We start from the raw sequence: 15,637 nt of genomic DNA on the forward strand, positions 1-15,637 counted from the left end.
ACCGGCTGCTCCTTGATTTCCTACGAGACCCAAGAGGCAAAATGACAAGCGCAAAGATGCGAGTCCTAGTATTGGGTGGACTCGGCAATTTTGGTGCCCGCATCTGCCGAAGTCTTTCGCTGGATGTGGGCCTGGAAGTAATAGCCGCAGGCAGAAGTGTCGCCACTTCAGATAAACACACCTTCGATCAAGGGCAGACTGTTAGCACTGCAAGACTTGATATCGACTCTCCTGACCTTGAACAGCAACTGATCAAGCTAAGCCCCGATATTGTCATTCATTGTGCCGGCCCATTTCAGTCTCAAGACTATCGAGTCGCTGAAGCAAGCTGTGCTGCAGGAGCTCATTACGTCGATATATCGGATGGGCGAACCTTTGTTTCCAATTTCGCTCGTAACCTAAATGATAAAGCCCAGGCCGCCGGAGTCTGCGCCATCTCTGGCGCCAGCAGCGTCCCAGGTCTCTCTTCGGCAGTAGTCGATAGCCTTTCAAAGCGTTTTTCGCGTATCGACGAAATCAGCATCGCTATTGCCCCAGGCCAACAAGCACCCAGAGGTACGGCTACGCTCGAGGCAGTGTTCAGTTACGCCGGCAGACCATTTCAACGCCTATATAACGGGCGCTGGAGCGCATCCCATGGATGGCAGGATATGCGTGCCATTCGGTTCTCTCGGCTAGGTGTACGCTGGTCCGCTGCGTGCGACGTGCCGGATCTTGAGCTCTTTCCCGCTCGCTACCCGTCGGTGAAAACCGTTGAGTTCAGGGCCGCTCTTGAACTGCGAGCCCAGCACCTGGCTCTCTGGCTCGCAGCAGCCATGCGCAGGGTGGGTGTACCGCTGCCCATAGAAAGATGGGCGTCCCAACTCAATTCAATCGCAAACCATTTTCTGGATCGTTATGGAAGTGATTGCGGCGGGATGATGGTCAGGCTATCCGGTACTCGACTCGATGGTACACAGGGAGCCTGTACCTGGCATCTGACCGCTCCCGACAGGCACGGCCCGGAAATTCCCTGCATGGCCGCATTGCTCGTAACCCGCAAGCTTGTGAAAAGAGAGTTGAACCTGGCGGGCGCCTTTGCCTGCATAGGACTGCTCGAACTCGATGAGTTCGAGCCAGCGTTTCGCCGATGGGGGATTACCACAGAAATCGAGGAGTCCAGCTAATGGTTCAGCGTCGCCTCTTACTCAGGATGCCCGCCTCAGCTGAGGCAGCCTTCGAGGCATTTCACAATCATGCAAAAAGACTCGAATGGGACACGCTACTATCCGTTGCCTATGTCGAAGGTGGTGGTACTCACCCCTATGTCGGTGCCATTACCACGAACCGTGGCCGTGGCTGGAAACGCCATCTTGCGATGCGAACGCGTTTCGTCAATTACGACCCTCCGCGGATCGCAGCAGCGGTGATTCAGGAGCCTGTTGGTCTATTTGAACTATGGGCGGCCTCGATGCGTCATCGTGATTTGAACGATGGAACATCTGAGCTGATCTACACATTCAATATCAGGCTGCGCCCACGTTGGCTGGGCTACTTCCTCGACTCAATCGCCATCAAGGTGTTTGAAATCGAAACACGACGGCGCTTCGCTGCCATGGCCAGATACCTGGAAGCGAAGCATCAACTCACTACGACCTGACCTACTTAAAAGCCAAAGTCGAGCGATAACTACTCCGCCACTTGTGCCGTTCCGGTTTGGCGAAGTTGCAGATTCTTTTGTTTTTTGTAGCTCTTAGCCACTGCCGGAACCGGGCTACTTTTACCGGTTTCCATCCACTTGCGCAGGCGATTGGCGTCGGCAAAATGGGTGTACTTCCCAAATGCATCCAGCACAACAAATGTCACTGGGCGGTTCGCCATTACAGTGCGCATTACCAAACAATGGCCAGCCTCATCTGTAAAACCAGTCTTGGTCAGCTGAATATCCCAATTGGCCTTGTAGACCAAATGGTTGGTATTGCGAAAACCAAGTGTGTAATTAGGCTTACGGAATGCAACAGTTTTACCTGGAGTGGTGCTCAGCTCGCCGATCAATGGGTATTGTTTCGTAGCAATCAATAGTTTGGTCAAGTCTCTGGCGGTGGAGACATTGTTGGTGGAAAGGCCTGTCGGCTCAACAAAGTGGGAGCTATTCATACCGAGTGACTTGGCTTTAGCGTTCATCGCCGCCACAAACGCAGCATGGCCGCCAGGATAATGGTGCGCCAAGCTCGCCGCAGCTCGATTCTCCGATGACATAAGTGTGATCAATAACATTTCTTTGCGGCTAAGTTTGCTGTTGACTCGCACGCGGGAAAAAACGCCTTTCAACTCCTTAGTGTCGCTAATAGCAACGGATATTGTTTCATCGAGAGGTTGCTTGGCGTCCAACAGCACCATGGCCGTCATCAATTTGCTGATTGAAGCGATGGGTACGATTACATCCGGGTTGCTGGCAAAAAGCACTTCGTCGGTTTGCAGATCCACTACCATGGCACTGCCTGAGGCGAGTTCCAACTTGGACGGGGCCCGGACAACTACAGTGTTCTCACGAACATCAGTGTTCGCCGCTAATACAACGCCGGTATATAAAAAGAACAGACTGACTATCGAAAGATGGATTTTCACGAACATTATTCACTGGGTTGAATGGTTTAACGGCAAAGACCGGGCTGTTTATCAGCAACCGCACATTTTATGAGCATGCGCTACGCACTGTCGACTCTTCTTCTAAAGCGCGCGCGGGCCTCCCTCCTAGGTACCGCGCATCCTGAGCGCCAACCCGCAATGCCTGCTCCTTGCCGGACAGCAACCGTTTGGAGGCCGCCGACATAAGCGTTCACACCTCAGTCTAGTCTGCCATTTCCAGCGCATCATCCACTTCAATACCAAGGTGACGGGCAGTACGTTCAAGCGTCGTATGGCCGAGCAAAATCTCCACTGCGTGCAGACTCCTCGCTCAGTGATAGCTCAATGACGTCTTGGTTCGCTGCATCGCGCGCGAGACCCGCAGCAGCTTTCACACCGTCAGCCCCCCCTAGCCGCAACTGCTTTCCCCACATTGCATAGCCCCTCCGATGGGGCTTTTTTATCGGCTTTCTTAGGAGTAATGTAGAGACAGCTACTATTTATGTCGTTATCTCTATATGAAAAATTGGCTATCTCTCATCATCGGCTTACCGACGGCAAACGCCACAGCCCGCATGCGAGCCTGGCGGGCACTGAAAGCCAGTGGTGCCGCCGTACTGCGTGATGGCGCCTACCTGCTGCCGGAAAACGAAGCGTGCCGTGAGGCCCTGGTTGCCGTCGAACGCGACATCCTTTCGATCAATGGCACGGCCTATCTGCTGCCGATCAATGATCCTGACGGTGAGCGCTTCATCGAACTGTTCGACCGTAGCGAGGAATACGCCAAGCTGCGTGTTGAGATTGAGGAATGCCGTGGCCAACTGAACGCCGAGAATGCACTGGCTAGCACCAAACAGATTCGCAAACTGCGCAAATCTTTCGCCCAGTTGGCGAGCATCGATTTCTTCCCCGGCGAGGCCAAGCAGCAACTCGATATCGCATTGCAGGAGCTTGAGACCGCCGTCAGTCGAGCCTTGTCTGCGGATGAACCGAGCAGCCACGACCAGCCGATAGCGATGCTGAGTCGCAACGACTATCAAGGGCGTGTCTGGGCCACCCGCAAGCGCCCGTGGGTCGACCGCCTCGCCAGTGCCTGGCTGATCCAGCGTTTCATCGACCCCGCTGCCCGCATCCTCTGGCTGACCTCGCCCTTGGACTGCCCGCCTGACGCCCTCGGATTCGACTTCGATAGCGCGACCTTCAGTCATGTCGGCAATCGCGTCACTTTCGAAACCCTTCAAGCAAGCTTCGACCTGCATGAGCCAGGTCTCAGCCGGATCGCGGCGCTGGTGCACTACCTCGATGTCGGCGGTATCCAGCCGGTGGAAGCCGCCGGCATTGAACGAGTGCTGGCTGGGCTGCGCGAAACCATACCCAATGACGACCACCTGCTGACTGCCGCGAGCGCCATCTTCGATGGGCTGCTGGCGGCGTTCGTGAAAGAAGAGAACCCCGATGAGTGAAACCGCCGCGCCGTCAGTGGAGCCGGATCTCCCCCGCACCGAGCCCGTCAGCCTGTTTCAGGCATTCTTGTTCTGGCTGAAGCTCGGCTTCATCAGTTTCGGTGGCCCAGCCGGGCAGATCTCGATCATGCACCAGGAGCTGGTCGAGCGGCGGCGCTGGATCTCGGAGCGGCGGTTTCTGCACGCCCTGAACTACTGCATGTTGTTGCCGGGGCCAGAGGCGCAGCAGCTGGCCACCTACATCGGCTGGCTGATGCATCGCACCTGGGGTGGAGTCATTGCCGGCGTACTTTTCGTGCTGCCGTCCCTGTTCATCCTGATTGCGCTGTCGTGGGTCTACATCGCCTTCGGCGACCTGCCGGTGGTAGCCGGGTTGTTCTACGGCATCAAGCCGGCGGTGACCGCCATCGTGGTGCAGGCGGCCCATCGGATCGGCTCGCGGGCGCTGAAGAACAATCTGTTGTGGGCGATTGCGGCGGCCTCCTTCGTGGCCATCTTTGCGCTCAACGCGCCCTTCCCGCTGATCGTGTTGGGAGCAGCCCTGCTCGGGTATCTGGGTGGGCGCCTGGTGCCGGAGAAATTCAGTGTCGGCGGCGGTCACGGCGCGGCAAAGCAGTCTTTCGGCCCGGCGCTGATCGATGACGACACGCCTACACCCGAACATGCGCGCTTCCGTTGGTCGCACCTGGTCTCGTTGGCGGCGATTGGCTCCTTGCTGTGGCTACTGCCGATGGGCCTGCTGACCGCGCTATACGGCTGGGAGGGCACGCTGACGCAGATGGGCTGGTTCTTCACCAAGGCGGCGCTGCTGACTTTTGGTGGGGCTTATGCGGTGTTGCCCTATGTCTACCAGGGCGCTGTCGGTCACTACGGCTGGCTGACGCCGACACAGATGATCGACGGCCTGGCCCTGGGCGAAACAACACCGGGGCCGTTGATCATGGTGGTGGCCTTCGTCGGCTTCATCGGTGCCTATGTGCAGCAGGTGTTCGGCGCCGACCAGGCGTTCCTGGCTGGCGCGGTGGCGGCGAGCCTGGTCACCTGGTTCACCTTCCTGCCGTCGTTCCTGTTCATCCTCGCCGGCGGCCCGCTGGTGGAGTCGACCCACAACGAACTGAGATTCACCGCGCCTTTGACCGGTATTACCGCCGCCGTGGTGGGGGTGATCCTCAACCTTGCGTTGTTTTTCGGCTATCACGTCCTCTGGCCAGAAGGATTCAGCGGCAGGTTCGATTGGCCCTCGGCACTGATCGCGCTGGCCGCCGCCATCGCCTTGTTCCGCTTCAAAAGAGGCGTGATCCAGGTGCTGCTCGCCTGCGCCCTGATTGGATTGGTAGTGCATCTATTGCAGAACTGAGAGGTGTGCGATGAGCCGTATCTCTATTTGCGAACTGGCGGAATGGCAAGCCACAGGCCGGCTATTCACCCTGCTGGATGTGCGTCGCGCGAGTGTGCGGCTAGCCGACGCAGCGGAAATCCCTGGGGCGCAGTGGCTCGACCCGGAATCGGTGTTCACCTGGAAGGATCAGATCCCACGGGATAGGCCGGTGATGCTGTATTGCGCCCAAGGGCACGAGATCAGCCAGGGGATTGCCGCCACGCTGTATGCCATGGGGCTCGACGCACGCTACTTGATTGACGGTTTTGCTGGCTGGCGCAGTGCCGGCCAGACCACCCAGAGCCTATAGACCTAGGCAGGAGGTGCTGCATGAAGTGGATAACCCGTGAGCGGCCCAAGATTGATCGGATCGCCTGCCCTTGGCTGATTACGCGCTTCATCGATCCGCAGCCGGAGTTTCTCTACGTCCCCAGCAGCGAGGTGCTACGCATGGCCCGCGAGGAAAATGCGACGCCGTACGACATTCCTGGCGTCGAGCTCTCCCATGACGGAGAGCTGTGCAGCTTCGATGCATTCCTGAAAAGGTACGAACTGGACGATCCGGCCTTGCAGCAGGTGGCCAAGATTGTGCGCGGCGCCGACACTTCCCGCCTCGACCTCACGCCGCAATCCGCGGGGCTGTACGCCATCTCGTTGGGGCTGTCGCATACCTTCGCCAATGATCACGAAATGCTCCGCCACGGCTTGGTGATCTATGACGCGCTGTATGTCTGGTGCAAGAACTGCCAGGGCGAGACGCACAACTGGCCACCGCAGATGTGAGGTGGCCAACGCCGATCGGAGCCTTGCGCTAGGGCAGCTCAGCCACAATCCGATGCATTTGCAGGGCAATCGGGTGTCCGGGATAAAACAGCGATTCCCAACGCTGAACCGGCCACACCTGGAAGGTGACTGCTAGTGGCCTGTGTGGCTAGTTCCATTAGTCAATTTCGGCGCCTGAAGCCCCGATACTGCGTTGCCGCTCCTCGCCATAGCCCAGCTATGACTCGTCACGGCGCCTTGTCTCAGGGCTCCAGGCATCCGAACTTGAGTTAACCAACTAGCCGTACAGGCCACTAGCGCAGAAGCCAGCGGCAGAATTCAGGTGCACCCAGAGTCAGCAAGGGATAGACCTGCAACCCAGCTGCTCCGCTCAGCAAATGACTACGAGCAATGGCAGCAGTCATCCTGCCCACCCCAGGGTGAGTGACGCGAGCACCAGATAGCGTGCGCCCTTGGCCAATAGCACAATCAACAGAAAGCTCCAGAACGGCTCTCGCATGACGCCAGCCATCACGGTGAGCGGGTCTCCGATGATCGGCACCCAGCTCAGCAGCAGCGACCAGCGACCATAGCGGTGATAGGCCTGCTGGGCTTGCTCCAGCTTGCTTTCGCTGACTGGGAACCAGCGCCTATGGCGCAAGTGCTCGATGTAGCGGCCAAGCAGCCAGTTCACCGCCGAGCCCAGCACATTGCCTGTAGTCGCAACGGCCAGCAGCGCCCAGACGGCATAGTTGTCAGTGAGTAGCAGCCCGACCAATACCGCTTCCGACTGCAAGGGCAACAAAGTGGCGGCACCGAATGCCGCCAGGAACAGGCCGAAATAACCGGAAAAATCCCACATCGGCGGCAGCGCTACGCGCTCAGACCAATCCAGCCATGGATGCCGACGTAGATCCCCACACCGATGATCAGCAGACTGGAAAGGTAAGGGGCGCGGCGAGCCACAGTGCCGAACCAGGGCCAGCGGTTCGAAGCTTGCCGTGCCCCCAAGGCAGCTGCCGCACCAACGGTTACCAAGGTGATTGCTAATCCGATGCTGAAGCACAGCACGAGGACAGACCCTAGTGCGACTTCTTTCACCTGCAGACACAGCAGCAGAACGGTGATGGCCGCAGGACAAGGGATGAGGCCGCCAGTCAGGCCGAATAGGATGATCTGCCCAGTTGTCACGTCGCGGTTGTTGAAACGCTTGCGAATGTCATTGGCATGCGCTCGTTCATGGGCATCCTGATAACCATCCAGCGACAGCTCCAGACCTTCCAGTTCGGCATGCTGGTGATCATGCTCGTGCTCATGGAAGTCCAGGTCATAGTCATGCGAGTGACCGGCATGCCCGAGGCTCAGGCGAGTGGTGAACTCATGGGGTTCGGGGATTTCATCCACCGACTCGAGATAACTGCCGCGATCCGCGAAGCTGAACTGCTGGGTCAGCCCATCGGGTCGGGCAGTCAGCAGGCTCACTTCAGCGGCCAGCCAGCTGTGGCCACTCAATACCTTCATGCGCCAGCGTGGCGGTACACCCTCCTCGAATATCGACAGTTCGATGCGCCCGTGCCCGGTATCGATGCGATGGGTCTCGTCATGATGGTCGTGGTGATGATCGCCACCCTCCTCGAAGCGCCACATTTGCTCGCCACGCCAGGTGCGCCAGAGCATCCACACGGCAATGGCGATGATGATCACGCCGGAGGCGAGCTGAAAATAGGGCTCGGTGGTTTCAGCATCCAGATTCTGGCCAAGGTACATGCCACCTAAAGCAACCAGCCAGACCACTGCGGTGTGCGAAACCGTGGCCGCCAAACCCAACAGAATGGCCTGTTTCACCGTGCCACGAATGGCCACGATGAAGGCCGCCATCATGGTTTTCGAATGTCCTGGCTCAAGGCCGTGTAAGGCACCCAGCAAGATCGCGCTGGGGAAATACAGCCAGGCGTGCGATGCACCCTGTTGCAGAAGTTCAGCGAAGCCCGACATGTCTCGTCCTACAGATACTTGGTGATTTGCTTGAACTCTTCCAAGGGCGCGCGCTCACCGCTGGCAAGGGCTCCGACCGAGTGTTCCAGGCAGTGATCGATATGATCCTGAATCAGCGTGCGCTTGGCCTGGCAGATAGCCTTTTCCACCGCATGCAGCTGCTGAGCGATGTCCACACAGGTACGGCCATCCTCGATCATGGTGACGATGCTGCGCAGGTGCCCCTCGGCTCGCTTGAGCCGCTTGATGATGGCACCGTGGCTCTGGTGGAGGTGACCGTGTTCGCTCATGGCTTGGGCCTTTTGCCGAATGATTTGCGCCAATATCCTATCCCCCGGGGAGGATACGATCAAGCCCACAGCCACAGCAAAAACTGGGGCTCTCAGGCGTTACAGAAGTTCGGAATGATCAGCAAAGCCATCACAACGAAGGGACGATTTGCGCAGCTCTAGCCATGGTGATGGCGCAGACTGGGAATGCCTTCGCGCTGCTGGCGGTGTAGGCGGCCCCTCAATGGATTACTCCAACCGAGCAATCCCAATCAGGGACAGGCAGCCCCCCCTGGTCAGATGGCCCGTCTGAGCAGTTGGCCCCAGCAGAACATCCCGGTCTAAAGCGTACGCGCTCGCCAGCCGGCGAACAGGAAGAGCGCCACCAACACCGCCAGCAGCGGCAACCAGCCCGCGTGCTCCCAGACATAACCAGCGCCGTAACCGACCACACTGGAGCCCAGGTAATACGCGCCGAGATAGAGCGCCGAAGCCTGGGCCTTGGCGCCTTTGGCGCGCTGGCCGACCTGGCCGCTGGCCACCGCATGGGCGGCGAAAAAGCCCAAGGTGAAGAAAGCCAAGCCGAGTACCGCAGCACTCAACCAAGGCATGGCGCACAAGGCCACACCGAACAGCATGATGCCGATACCGCCCTGCATGACCCGCCGCGCGCCCAAACGTAACACCAAACGCCCGGCCCAACCGGCGCTGAAAATTCCGACCAGATAGACGCTGAACAACAAACCGATCGCCGTCGAAGACAAGCTGAACGGCGGCGCCGCCAGGCGAAAGCCAACGTAGTTGAACAACGCCACAAAACCGCCCATCAACAGGAAAGCCTGCAAGAACAACCCACGCAGCTCCCGATTGCGCAAATGCTCGGCAAAATTACCCAACAGCCCGACGAGGGACAGCGGCTGCGCCTTGAAATGCCGCGAGGCCGGCAGCAACCAAATAAATAGACCCAGGGCGATAAAACCCAACCCGGCGATCCCGCCCAAGGCCAACGGCCAGCCGCCGAGGTCACTCAACAGACCGGCCAGCAAGCGCCCGAGCAAACCACCCAAGGCGGTGCCGCCGATGTACAGCCCCATCGCCGCCGGCAAGGACTCCGGGGCGAACTCCTCGCCAACATAGGCCATGGCCAAGGCCGGCAAACCACTCAGGGCCAGGCCCAGCAGAGCGCGCAGCACCAGCAGCCAGTGCCAGGACGCCACCAGCGCACTGCCCACGCCGAACACGCAGGCCAACCCGAGCGCAGCCAGCATCACCGGTTTACGCCCCCAGCTCTCGGCCAAGGCGCCGGACACCAGCAGGCAAAGCGCCAAACTCAAGGTGGTCAATGACAACGCCAGACTGCTGCTGGCCGCCGACACCGCGAAATGCGCAGCCAGCAACGGTAACAACGGCTGCACGCAATAGAGCAAAGCAAAGGTGGCAAAGCCGGCGCAGAACAGTGCCAAAGTGGCACGTCGATAAGCCGAGGTGCCACGCGTCAAATGCACGGACGGAATTGCAGTTGAATTCATCACGGGGTTCCCGAATGCCCGACCCAGACGGGTCGCGCGCTAGCTAGGCTAGCATAGGGCGACCCTCACCTAGCCTGCTTACTCGGCGCTATTAATAGCCAGCTTTAGCCTGGACCTGAATGCGACATTAGATGAAGTGGTTGGGTGGGTGACGGCTTTCCCACACCGCCATCCGGCCCGCCGACCTAAGGTTTTTTGGGCATATAGTCATTCGATGATGTTCTTAAACAGGACCTTGAACCCAGGCCTTCCCGGCAACATGTTTATTAATGTCGCGACTTGGGGTCTCGGTCTTGAGCACCGCAACCGAGTCGATGATCAATTCGCCAAAAGGAGGTTTGCGATGTACGAATCCCTTCTGAATTTTCCCGACAGCCCGTTCGACGAGCTCGAACGCATGCAGCGCGAGCTGCAACAAGCGTTTGGCAATGCGGGCCGGCCAGGCAGTATTCGTGCGCTTGCCAGTGGCGCATTTCCGCCAATCAACGTCGGCAGTACGCCAACGGCTATCGAAATCTATGCCTTCGCACCGGGTATTGACCCGGCAACACTGGATGTCCAGATCTACCACGGCTTGCTGTCGATTTCCGGCGAGCGTGCCAGCCCGGAGAACAGCGAAATGCACTCGGTCTATGCCAACGAACGCTTTGCCGGCCGCTTCAAGCGCACCGTGAGCCTGCCTGAGGATGCCGATCCCGATAAGGTCGAGGCGCACTACCGCGATGGGGTGCTGCATATCACGGTGGGGCGACAAAAATCGGCCCAACCCAAGCGCATTGCGATCCAGTAAGCGCATCCGTCTTGCGGGAGGAAACCGCTATGAACGACAAGCACCCAGTGACCAGAACCGAACGTAAGGAAGCCCCCGCAACGCTGCTGCCGCGGGTGGATGTGTACGAGGACAACGACGGCATCCTGCTCGTCGCCGATCTGCCCGGTGTATCTAAGGACAAACTCGAATTGCGGGTCGAAAGCGACACGCTGCAGATCGAGGGTGACATCGCCCCGGATACGCCGGAAAACATGGAGGCGATCTATGCCGAGGTGCGGATAGCGCGCTATAGCCGGGCCTTCAGTCTGAGCGCCGAGTTGGATACGACGCGGATCGATGCCCAGTTTCGCGACGGCGTGCTGAAGCTGCGCATTCCGAAGCATGCCCACGCGCAACCACGGAAGATCAAAGTGAAAACGGCGTGAACTGAATGACCGACCGAGCCAGCGGAGGCAACTCGGTTAGTCGGTCTAGGGAGGCCAATCCATGAACAAGCTTTCAGAGTTGAAGCACGGGCTGGAAGAAACCTGGAACTCGCTCAGCGAAGGCTGGCGGCATCTGCGCGATCGAACCAACGGTGCGCTGACCCGCTTTACCCCTTCGGCCAAGGCGACGGAATCCGCGCCTTCACCTGCCGAGTTGCAGTTCCCCCCGGCGGGCTGGGCGCTGCTCGCCGGTGACCTGTTCGAGGACAACGACAAGTTCGTCGTGCGCCTTGAAGCGCCCGGCCTGGACAAGCAGGACTTCGATCTCGAAGTGCGCAGCGATGTACTGATCGTGCGCGGCGAAAAGCGCTATGCGCAAGAGTCCGGTTCAGGTCGCTACCGGGTCCGTCAGTGCGCCTTTGGCAGCTTCCATCGCAGCATTCCGCTGCCAATACCGGTGATTGCCGAAAAGGCCACGGCAAACTATCGCAACGGCGTACTGCGCATCGAACTGCCCAAGGCAGAACACGCCGGCGGTCGGCGCATTGAGGTCAGGCCCGGCTAGATCCGGGCAGCCCCGCCGGCGTCTCACCAAAAGCCGGAGCGGGAGTGAGGAATAGCCCGCCGAACATTCAATACGGATGATCACTGAAGAAAAAGCGGAGCGTAAGCAGCCGCCAAACTCAATGCACCGTGCGGGATGAGGATGATCCCGCACGGTGCATTCTTCTGCTTCGCAGGCTGGCCTGCGGCAAAACTCATCATCGGCTTCCGAACGCCCCAGCCAGACAAGGCAAGCGCGAGCCTTTGCCAGGCTGGGCGACGCATCTCTATTAATCGCACTCTTTAGCCCTGGTCTGAACTCGGCCGCCACCGGGGATTACTTGCACTGCCTGCAACTCAAAAAAAGCGCACAAAAAAAAACGGGAGCCCATCCGGGCTCCCGCACTCAAATTCAGAGACAAATGGATAGAACCGACTTCAGCTAATGCTCTGGTTCTAAACTACAACCTCACCTGCGCTCCTAATGAAACGCGGCGGCAGTCTGGCAAATGTAGGCCGTGCTATCCGTTTAGCTTTGTTGCTGTTCTGCAAAGAAATGTAAACGCCGCCCACGACTGGCCGCTCTGCCCGCGACACGGCAGAATGCCGGCATGAGTAGCCATCCCCTCCCCACCTGCTGCGCCCCGCTGGACGACCATTGGCCGCTGCCCCAGCCGCTAGCCACTGCTCGACTGATCAGCACGCACTTCGATCCCGCGTTGCTGCACGCGGAGGACTTCAACCGCAGCCGAATCCCCCCTACCAAGGGCGTAGCCAAGCGTCAGGCGGAGTTTCTGGCCGGTCGCCTGTGCGCGCGCGAGGCGCTGCAGCGCCTCATCGGTAGCGACGCAATACCCGCCGTCGGAGCAGATCGCGCGCCGCAGTGGCCAGCGGGAGTGACCGGCTCGATCACCCACAGCAATGGTTGGGCCGCCGCCATCGTGGCGCGCCGTGAAGACTGGCGTGGGCTTGGCCTGGATGTCGAAACGCTGATGAGCAACGCACGCGCAGAGCGCTTGCTCGGCGAGATCCTCACCGCCGCTGAACAGCAGCGCTTCATCGGGCTTGCGCCTGAACAGCTGGGTTTTATCGTGACCCTGAGCTTCTCCCTCAAGGAAAGTCTGTTCAAGGCGCTCTATCCGCTGGTGCAACAGCGTTTCTATTTCGAGCACGCCGAGCTGCTGGCGTGGTCCGACTCGGGCCAAGCCCGCCTGCGCCTGCTCAAGGATCTGTCGCCAGAGTGGTCACACGGGCGTGAGCTGGTCGGTCAGTTCAGCCTGTTCGACGGGCGCTTGCTCAGCCTGGTTGGCGTACCGGGTTGAGCGGCCTATTCCGTAGGGTGGAATCCCCGGAGGGGCTTCCACCGCCTGCCGCGAACCCACTGGCCGCTGGGGCTTCGGATCGATCGAGCGCCTCGCCTTATGCGAGGCGATGATTGTTTGCCCGGTTTGGTGGATTACGCTGCTGCGCGGCTAATCCACCCTACCATTGCCCGGATTAGCTCCAGGCGAGGGCGTCATTCGGCGCAGCAACGGGCAGTGCTCGCAATGCTCGATGCCTGCTACCCGGTGCCGTAAGCAGCACACCCGTCGCTCTCGGCGCGGTTGCAAAACCCCGGCCTGCGGCACATAGCGTATCGGCGCGAATAATGGATTGTCGGTTCCATCCGGGCACCGCCGAGCCTCTAGCACGGCATAACCCGGCGTCAGCGAAGCCGCCGTCAGCTCAGCCAGCCGGCGCAGCGTGGTCTCGAAATAATCCCCGGCATTGCCCCACAGCACTTGCGGCGCGACTTGACCATCGGCCGCCAGGGTGTGGATGAACGGCTGCAAATTGCCTTCAACCAGCTCAGCAAATCGCAAGAAAGGATCGTCCGGCACATCAGGCCAGCGCTCTCCCTCATCTGGCAGTTGAACGGCCTGTGGCAGGCCGTTATCGCTGAGCACCACGCGCAGTGCATCCGGCGCCAGCGGCAAACGCCAGTCGTGCAGCAGGCTGGCGGCCAGCACCGGCGGGATCAGTGCCATGAAATAGTATTTCGAGTACTGCGAAACCAGCACGCTGCGCTGGCTTTGCATCAGCTCCAGACCGTAGAGGCGGCTCAGCCGCTCATCCAGCCCGGCGGGCTCCAGCAGCGCCGCCACACTCACCGCGGGACGCGGATCGTCCGGCAAGGCCAGGGTCTCGGCGAAGCACGCCAACTCGCCAGGGAACAACCGCTCGAGAATGCTCTGCATCGCAGTCATTGCCGGCGCGGCCAGACCAGGCTGAAGCGCGCGCCACCCAGGCTGTCGCTGTGGCCAATCTGTGCGCGGCCACCGTGCCAATAAATAATCCGCCGGACGATGGAGAGGCCCAAACCATGCCCGCCCGAAGCGCGGGTGCGGCTGTCGTCCAAACGCAGGAAGGGGGTAAACAGGCGCTCCCACTCGGCCTCGGGTACGCCGGGGCCGTCGTCCTCGACATCCAGCCGACAGCGCTGATGACCGATCCGATAGCTCACCTGCACCCGTGATTCGGCATGGCGCATGGCGTTGCTCACCAGATTTTGCAGCGCGCGATGCAAATAGCGCAGCTCTGCCTCCACCAGCGCACTACCATCCGGCGCATTGATCGTCGGGCCCCGCTCCACCCGCACTCCCGGGCGCAGCGGGGCCAGTTCGGCGATCACCTGATCGAGCAGCGCACCCAGGTCGACTTGTTGAAAATTCAGCGCCGGCGCGCCCTGCTCCAGCCGCGCGTAGGTCAACATCTCGTCCACCAGCTTATCGAGCTCCTGGATATCGCTATCCATGCCGTCCATATACTTACGTCGCGCCCGCTCTGTTTGCGCATTGCCAATCATCTCCAGGCCGAAACGCAAGCGCGCTACCGGCGTGCGCAGTTCATGCGACACCGCACGCACCATCTCGCGCTGAATCATCAACGAGCGCTGCAAGTGCTCGGCCATCGCATTGAACGCCGCCGCCAGGCGCCCTACCGAATCCGCCCCACCGGCCGGCACCCGCGCCTCCAACTTACCGAGGGCGATGCGCGTGGCGGCGCCTTCGAGGCCGAGCAAACGCTGTTCTAACTGGCGCACCAGCAAATAGACAATCAAGCCGATCAGGCTCAGCCCGAGGGCACCGATCAGTACCAGCAACTCCGGGGGATAAGGGTTCATCTGATACAGCGGCCCGATCTCCAGCACCCAGGGCGTGCCGACAATCCCGGAGAACACATGGATCGAATCGCCGCCCTTGCCCAGCGCCATTACGGTGTCGCCTTCGTCCACTCGACGGCGCTGATCCGTATCGAGGTTCGCCTCATCGAGGCGGACCAGCCGCAAGTCGAAGCCAAACTGCTTGGCCTCTTTTAGCGCAGCCAGGCGTTGCGGTTGCTCGGCCACCGGGAAGCGCACCAACTCGTCGATCAATAAATACACCGTGGCGCGAGCCAACTGCTCACTGATCTGCTGCACCTCAGCCATCAGCAGCAGTTGCTCGCTCGCGCTGATCAAGCCGTAGACCTTGGCCGCGTGCGGGCCGGTCTGTTGCACCAATACCTGATCACGCAGCAGGCGCTTACGCATGCCACTGTCAAAGCCCTGCTCCGCCAGCGGTTGCAGTGCCAACGGGATACCCAACAGCCGCCCCCACACCACCACCGCTCGGCGGCGCTCGACCGGGCTCATTTGCTCCAGGTTGCCGGCCATCAAGCTAAAGGTTCCGCGCGCGAGGCGCTCACGGTACTGGTCAGAGCGCACCTCGTTGACCAAGTGCAAGGTCAAGACACCCAGCACTGCCACCAGCACCAGCGCGGCCAACATGCCGCCATAGATACGCAGGAAGATGGAATTCATGAGTGCTGCGTCCTCAACAAACCGTACTGATCCACACTGAGCGGGCGCCCGCC

The 15,637-nt window shown here is 60.0% G+C and carries 17 protein-coding genes; 10 read left to right on the forward strand and 7 right to left on the reverse strand.

Going from position 1 to position 15,637, the window contains the following annotated elements; all coding sequences use genetic code 11:
* The first annotated feature begins 41 nt into the window (after positions 1 to 41).
* Positions 42 to 1,166 carry a saccharopine dehydrogenase family protein gene (locus D3879_RS12280; protein WP_238474228.1) on the forward strand — a complete coding sequence of 375 codons (1,125 nt, stop codon included), beginning with the start codon at positions 42 to 44 and terminating at the stop codon, positions 1,164 to 1,166.
* On the forward strand, positions 1,166 to 1,639 hold the full coding sequence (locus D3879_RS12285) for an SRPBCC family protein (protein ID WP_119954509.1): 474 nt from the start codon (positions 1,166 to 1,168) through the stop codon (positions 1,637 to 1,639). The genes D3879_RS12280 and D3879_RS12285 overlap by 1 nt, the downstream gene beginning before the upstream one ends.
* Positions 1,640 to 1,668: 29 nt before the next feature.
* Here the strand turns inward: D3879_RS12285 and pbpG are convergent, their stop codons facing one another.
* Positions 1,669 to 2,607: a D-alanyl-D-alanine endopeptidase gene (gene pbpG / locus D3879_RS12290; protein ID WP_218567826.1), complete on the reverse strand. Its 939-nt coding sequence runs from the start codon at positions 2,605 to 2,607 to the stop codon at positions 1,669 to 1,671.
* Positions 2,608 to 3,125: 518 nt separating this feature from the next.
* Here pbpG and D3879_RS12295 point away from each other — a divergent pair.
* From D3879_RS12295 to D3879_RS12310, 4 genes are read left to right on the forward strand one after another with little or no spacing between them, the layout of a single operon-like run.
* Complete coding sequence (locus tag D3879_RS12295; RefSeq protein WP_119954511.1) at positions 3,126 to 4,070, forward strand: chromate resistance protein ChrB domain-containing protein; 945 nt, start codon at positions 3,126 to 3,128, stop codon at positions 4,068 to 4,070.
* The gene (chrA, locus tag D3879_RS12300; RefSeq protein ID WP_119954512.1) at positions 4,063 to 5,427 is read left to right on the forward strand and encodes a chromate efflux transporter; all 1,365 of its coding nucleotides are present in this window, start codon (positions 4,063 to 4,065) and stop codon (positions 5,425 to 5,427) included. The genes D3879_RS12295 and chrA overlap by 8 nt, the downstream gene beginning before the upstream one ends.
* Positions 5,428 to 5,437: 10 nt before the next feature.
* Positions 5,438 to 5,758, forward strand: coding sequence for a rhodanese-like domain-containing protein (locus tag D3879_RS12305; protein WP_119954513.1), 321 nt, complete (start codon positions 5,438 to 5,440; stop codon positions 5,756 to 5,758).
* A 20-nt stretch (positions 5,759 to 5,778) separates the two neighbouring features.
* The gene (locus tag D3879_RS12310) at positions 5,779 to 6,231 is read left to right on the forward strand and encodes a chromate resistance protein ChrB domain-containing protein (protein WP_119954514.1); all 453 of its coding nucleotides are present in this window, start codon (positions 5,779 to 5,781) and stop codon (positions 6,229 to 6,231) included.
* Between the two features lie 400 nt (positions 6,232 to 6,631).
* Here the strand turns inward: D3879_RS12310 and D3879_RS12315 are convergent, their stop codons facing one another.
* From D3879_RS12315 to D3879_RS12330, 4 genes are all read right to left on the reverse strand, one after another.
* Positions 6,632 to 7,072 carry a YqaA family protein gene (locus D3879_RS12315; protein WP_119954515.1) on the reverse strand — a complete coding sequence of 147 codons (441 nt, stop codon included), beginning with the start codon at positions 7,070 to 7,072 and terminating at the stop codon, positions 6,632 to 6,634.
* Between the two features lie 11 nt (positions 7,073 to 7,083).
* Positions 7,084 to 8,205: a nickel/cobalt efflux protein RcnA gene (locus D3879_RS12320; RefSeq protein WP_119954516.1), complete on the reverse strand. Its 1,122-nt coding sequence runs from the start codon at positions 8,203 to 8,205 to the stop codon at positions 7,084 to 7,086.
* An 8-nt stretch (positions 8,206 to 8,213) separates the two neighbouring features.
* Positions 8,214 to 8,495: a metal-sensing transcriptional repressor gene (locus tag D3879_RS12325; RefSeq protein ID WP_119954517.1), complete on the reverse strand. Its 282-nt coding sequence runs from the start codon at positions 8,493 to 8,495 to the stop codon at positions 8,214 to 8,216.
* A gap of 320 nt (positions 8,496 to 8,815) precedes the next feature.
* The gene (locus D3879_RS12330; protein ID WP_177412397.1) at positions 8,816 to 10,003 is read right to left on the reverse strand and encodes an MFS transporter; all 1,188 of its coding nucleotides are present in this window, start codon (positions 10,001 to 10,003) and stop codon (positions 8,816 to 8,818) included.
* A gap of 343 nt (positions 10,004 to 10,346) precedes the next feature.
* On the opposite strand from D3879_RS12330, the gene D3879_RS12335 reads away from it, so the two are divergent.
* From D3879_RS12335 to D3879_RS12350, 4 genes are all read left to right on the forward strand, one after another.
* Positions 10,347 to 10,793 (forward strand): Hsp20/alpha crystallin family protein, encoded by a 447-nt coding sequence (locus tag D3879_RS12335; RefSeq protein ID WP_119954518.1) that lies wholly within the window; start codon positions 10,347 to 10,349, stop codon positions 10,791 to 10,793.
* 29 nt (positions 10,794 to 10,822) lie between these two features.
* Entirely contained in the window at positions 10,823 to 11,200 is a 378-nt protein-coding gene (locus D3879_RS12340) for an Hsp20/alpha crystallin family protein (protein WP_119954519.1), read from the forward strand.
* Between the two features lie 61 nt (positions 11,201 to 11,261).
* Positions 11,262 to 11,765 (forward strand): Hsp20/alpha crystallin family protein, encoded by a 504-nt coding sequence (locus tag D3879_RS12345; RefSeq protein ID WP_119954520.1) that lies wholly within the window; start codon positions 11,262 to 11,264, stop codon positions 11,763 to 11,765.
* 589 nt (positions 11,766 to 12,354) lie between these two features.
* Complete coding sequence (locus D3879_RS12350; RefSeq protein ID WP_119954521.1) at positions 12,355 to 13,065, forward strand: 4'-phosphopantetheinyl transferase family protein; 711 nt, start codon at positions 12,355 to 12,357, stop codon at positions 13,063 to 13,065.
* 150 nt (positions 13,066 to 13,215) lie between these two features.
* Here the strand turns inward: D3879_RS12350 and fhuF are convergent, their stop codons facing one another.
* On the reverse strand, positions 13,216 to 13,989 hold the full coding sequence (gene fhuF, locus D3879_RS12355; protein ID WP_238474229.1) for a siderophore-iron reductase FhuF: 774 nt from the start codon (positions 13,987 to 13,989) through the stop codon (positions 13,216 to 13,218).
* A complete protein-coding gene (locus tag D3879_RS12360) occupies positions 13,986 to 15,584 on the reverse strand; it encodes an ATP-binding protein (RefSeq protein WP_119954522.1) in 1,599 nt (532 codons plus the stop codon). The genes fhuF and D3879_RS12360 overlap by 4 nt, the downstream gene beginning before the upstream one ends.
* Positions 15,585 to 15,637 lie beyond the last annotated feature (53 nt).

It is taken from the genome of Pseudomonas cavernicola (genome assembly GCF_003596405.1).
Lineage (GTDB): Bacteria > Pseudomonadota > Gammaproteobacteria > Pseudomonadales > Pseudomonadaceae > Aquipseudomonas > Aquipseudomonas cavernicola.

What these genes read in the sequence shown, in the direction of transcription:
- D3879_RS12280 (WP_238474228.1), top strand. Translation starts at nt 42, where the DNA reads ATGACAAGCGCAAAGATGCGAGTCCTAGTATTGGGTGGACTCGGCAAT.
- D3879_RS12285 (WP_119954509.1), top strand. Translation starts at nt 1,166, where the DNA reads ATGGTTCAGCGTCGCCTCTTACTCAGGATGCCCGCCTCAGCTGAGGCA.
- D3879_RS12295 (WP_119954511.1), top strand. Translation starts at nt 3,126, where the DNA reads ATGAAAAATTGGCTATCTCTCATCATCGGCTTACCGACGGCAAACGCC.
- chrA (WP_119954512.1), top strand. Translation starts at nt 4,063, where the DNA reads ATGAGTGAAACCGCCGCGCCGTCAGTGGAGCCGGATCTCCCCCGCACC.
- D3879_RS12305 (WP_119954513.1), top strand. Translation starts at nt 5,438, where the DNA reads ATGAGCCGTATCTCTATTTGCGAACTGGCGGAATGGCAAGCCACAGGC.
- D3879_RS12310 (WP_119954514.1), top strand. Translation starts at nt 5,779, where the DNA reads ATGAAGTGGATAACCCGTGAGCGGCCCAAGATTGATCGGATCGCCTGC.
- D3879_RS12315 (WP_119954515.1), bottom strand. Translation starts at nt 7,072, where the DNA reads ATGTGGGATTTTTCCGGTTATTTCGGCCTGTTCCTGGCGGCATTCGGT.
- D3879_RS12320 (WP_119954516.1), bottom strand. Translation starts at nt 8,205, where the DNA reads ATGTCGGGCTTCGCTGAACTTCTGCAACAGGGTGCATCGCACGCCTGG.
- D3879_RS12325 (WP_119954517.1), bottom strand. Translation starts at nt 8,495, where the DNA reads ATGAGCGAACACGGTCACCTCCACCAGAGCCACGGTGCCATCATCAAG.
- D3879_RS12330 (WP_177412397.1), bottom strand. Translation starts at nt 10,003, where the DNA reads ATGAATTCAACTGCAATTCCGTCCGTGCATTTGACGCGTGGCACCTCG.
- D3879_RS12335 (WP_119954518.1), top strand. Translation starts at nt 10,347, where the DNA reads ATGTACGAATCCCTTCTGAATTTTCCCGACAGCCCGTTCGACGAGCTC.
- D3879_RS12340 (WP_119954519.1), top strand. Translation starts at nt 10,823, where the DNA reads ATGAACGACAAGCACCCAGTGACCAGAACCGAACGTAAGGAAGCCCCC.
- D3879_RS12345 (WP_119954520.1), top strand. Translation starts at nt 11,262, where the DNA reads ATGAACAAGCTTTCAGAGTTGAAGCACGGGCTGGAAGAAACCTGGAAC.
- D3879_RS12350 (WP_119954521.1), top strand. Translation starts at nt 12,355, where the DNA reads ATGAGTAGCCATCCCCTCCCCACCTGCTGCGCCCCGCTGGACGACCAT.
- fhuF (WP_238474229.1), bottom strand. Translation starts at nt 13,989, where the DNA reads ATGACTGCGATGCAGAGCATTCTCGAGCGGTTGTTCCCTGGCGAGTTG.
- D3879_RS12360 (WP_119954522.1), bottom strand. Translation starts at nt 15,584, where the DNA reads ATGAATTCCATCTTCCTGCGTATCTATGGCGGCATGTTGGCCGCGCTG.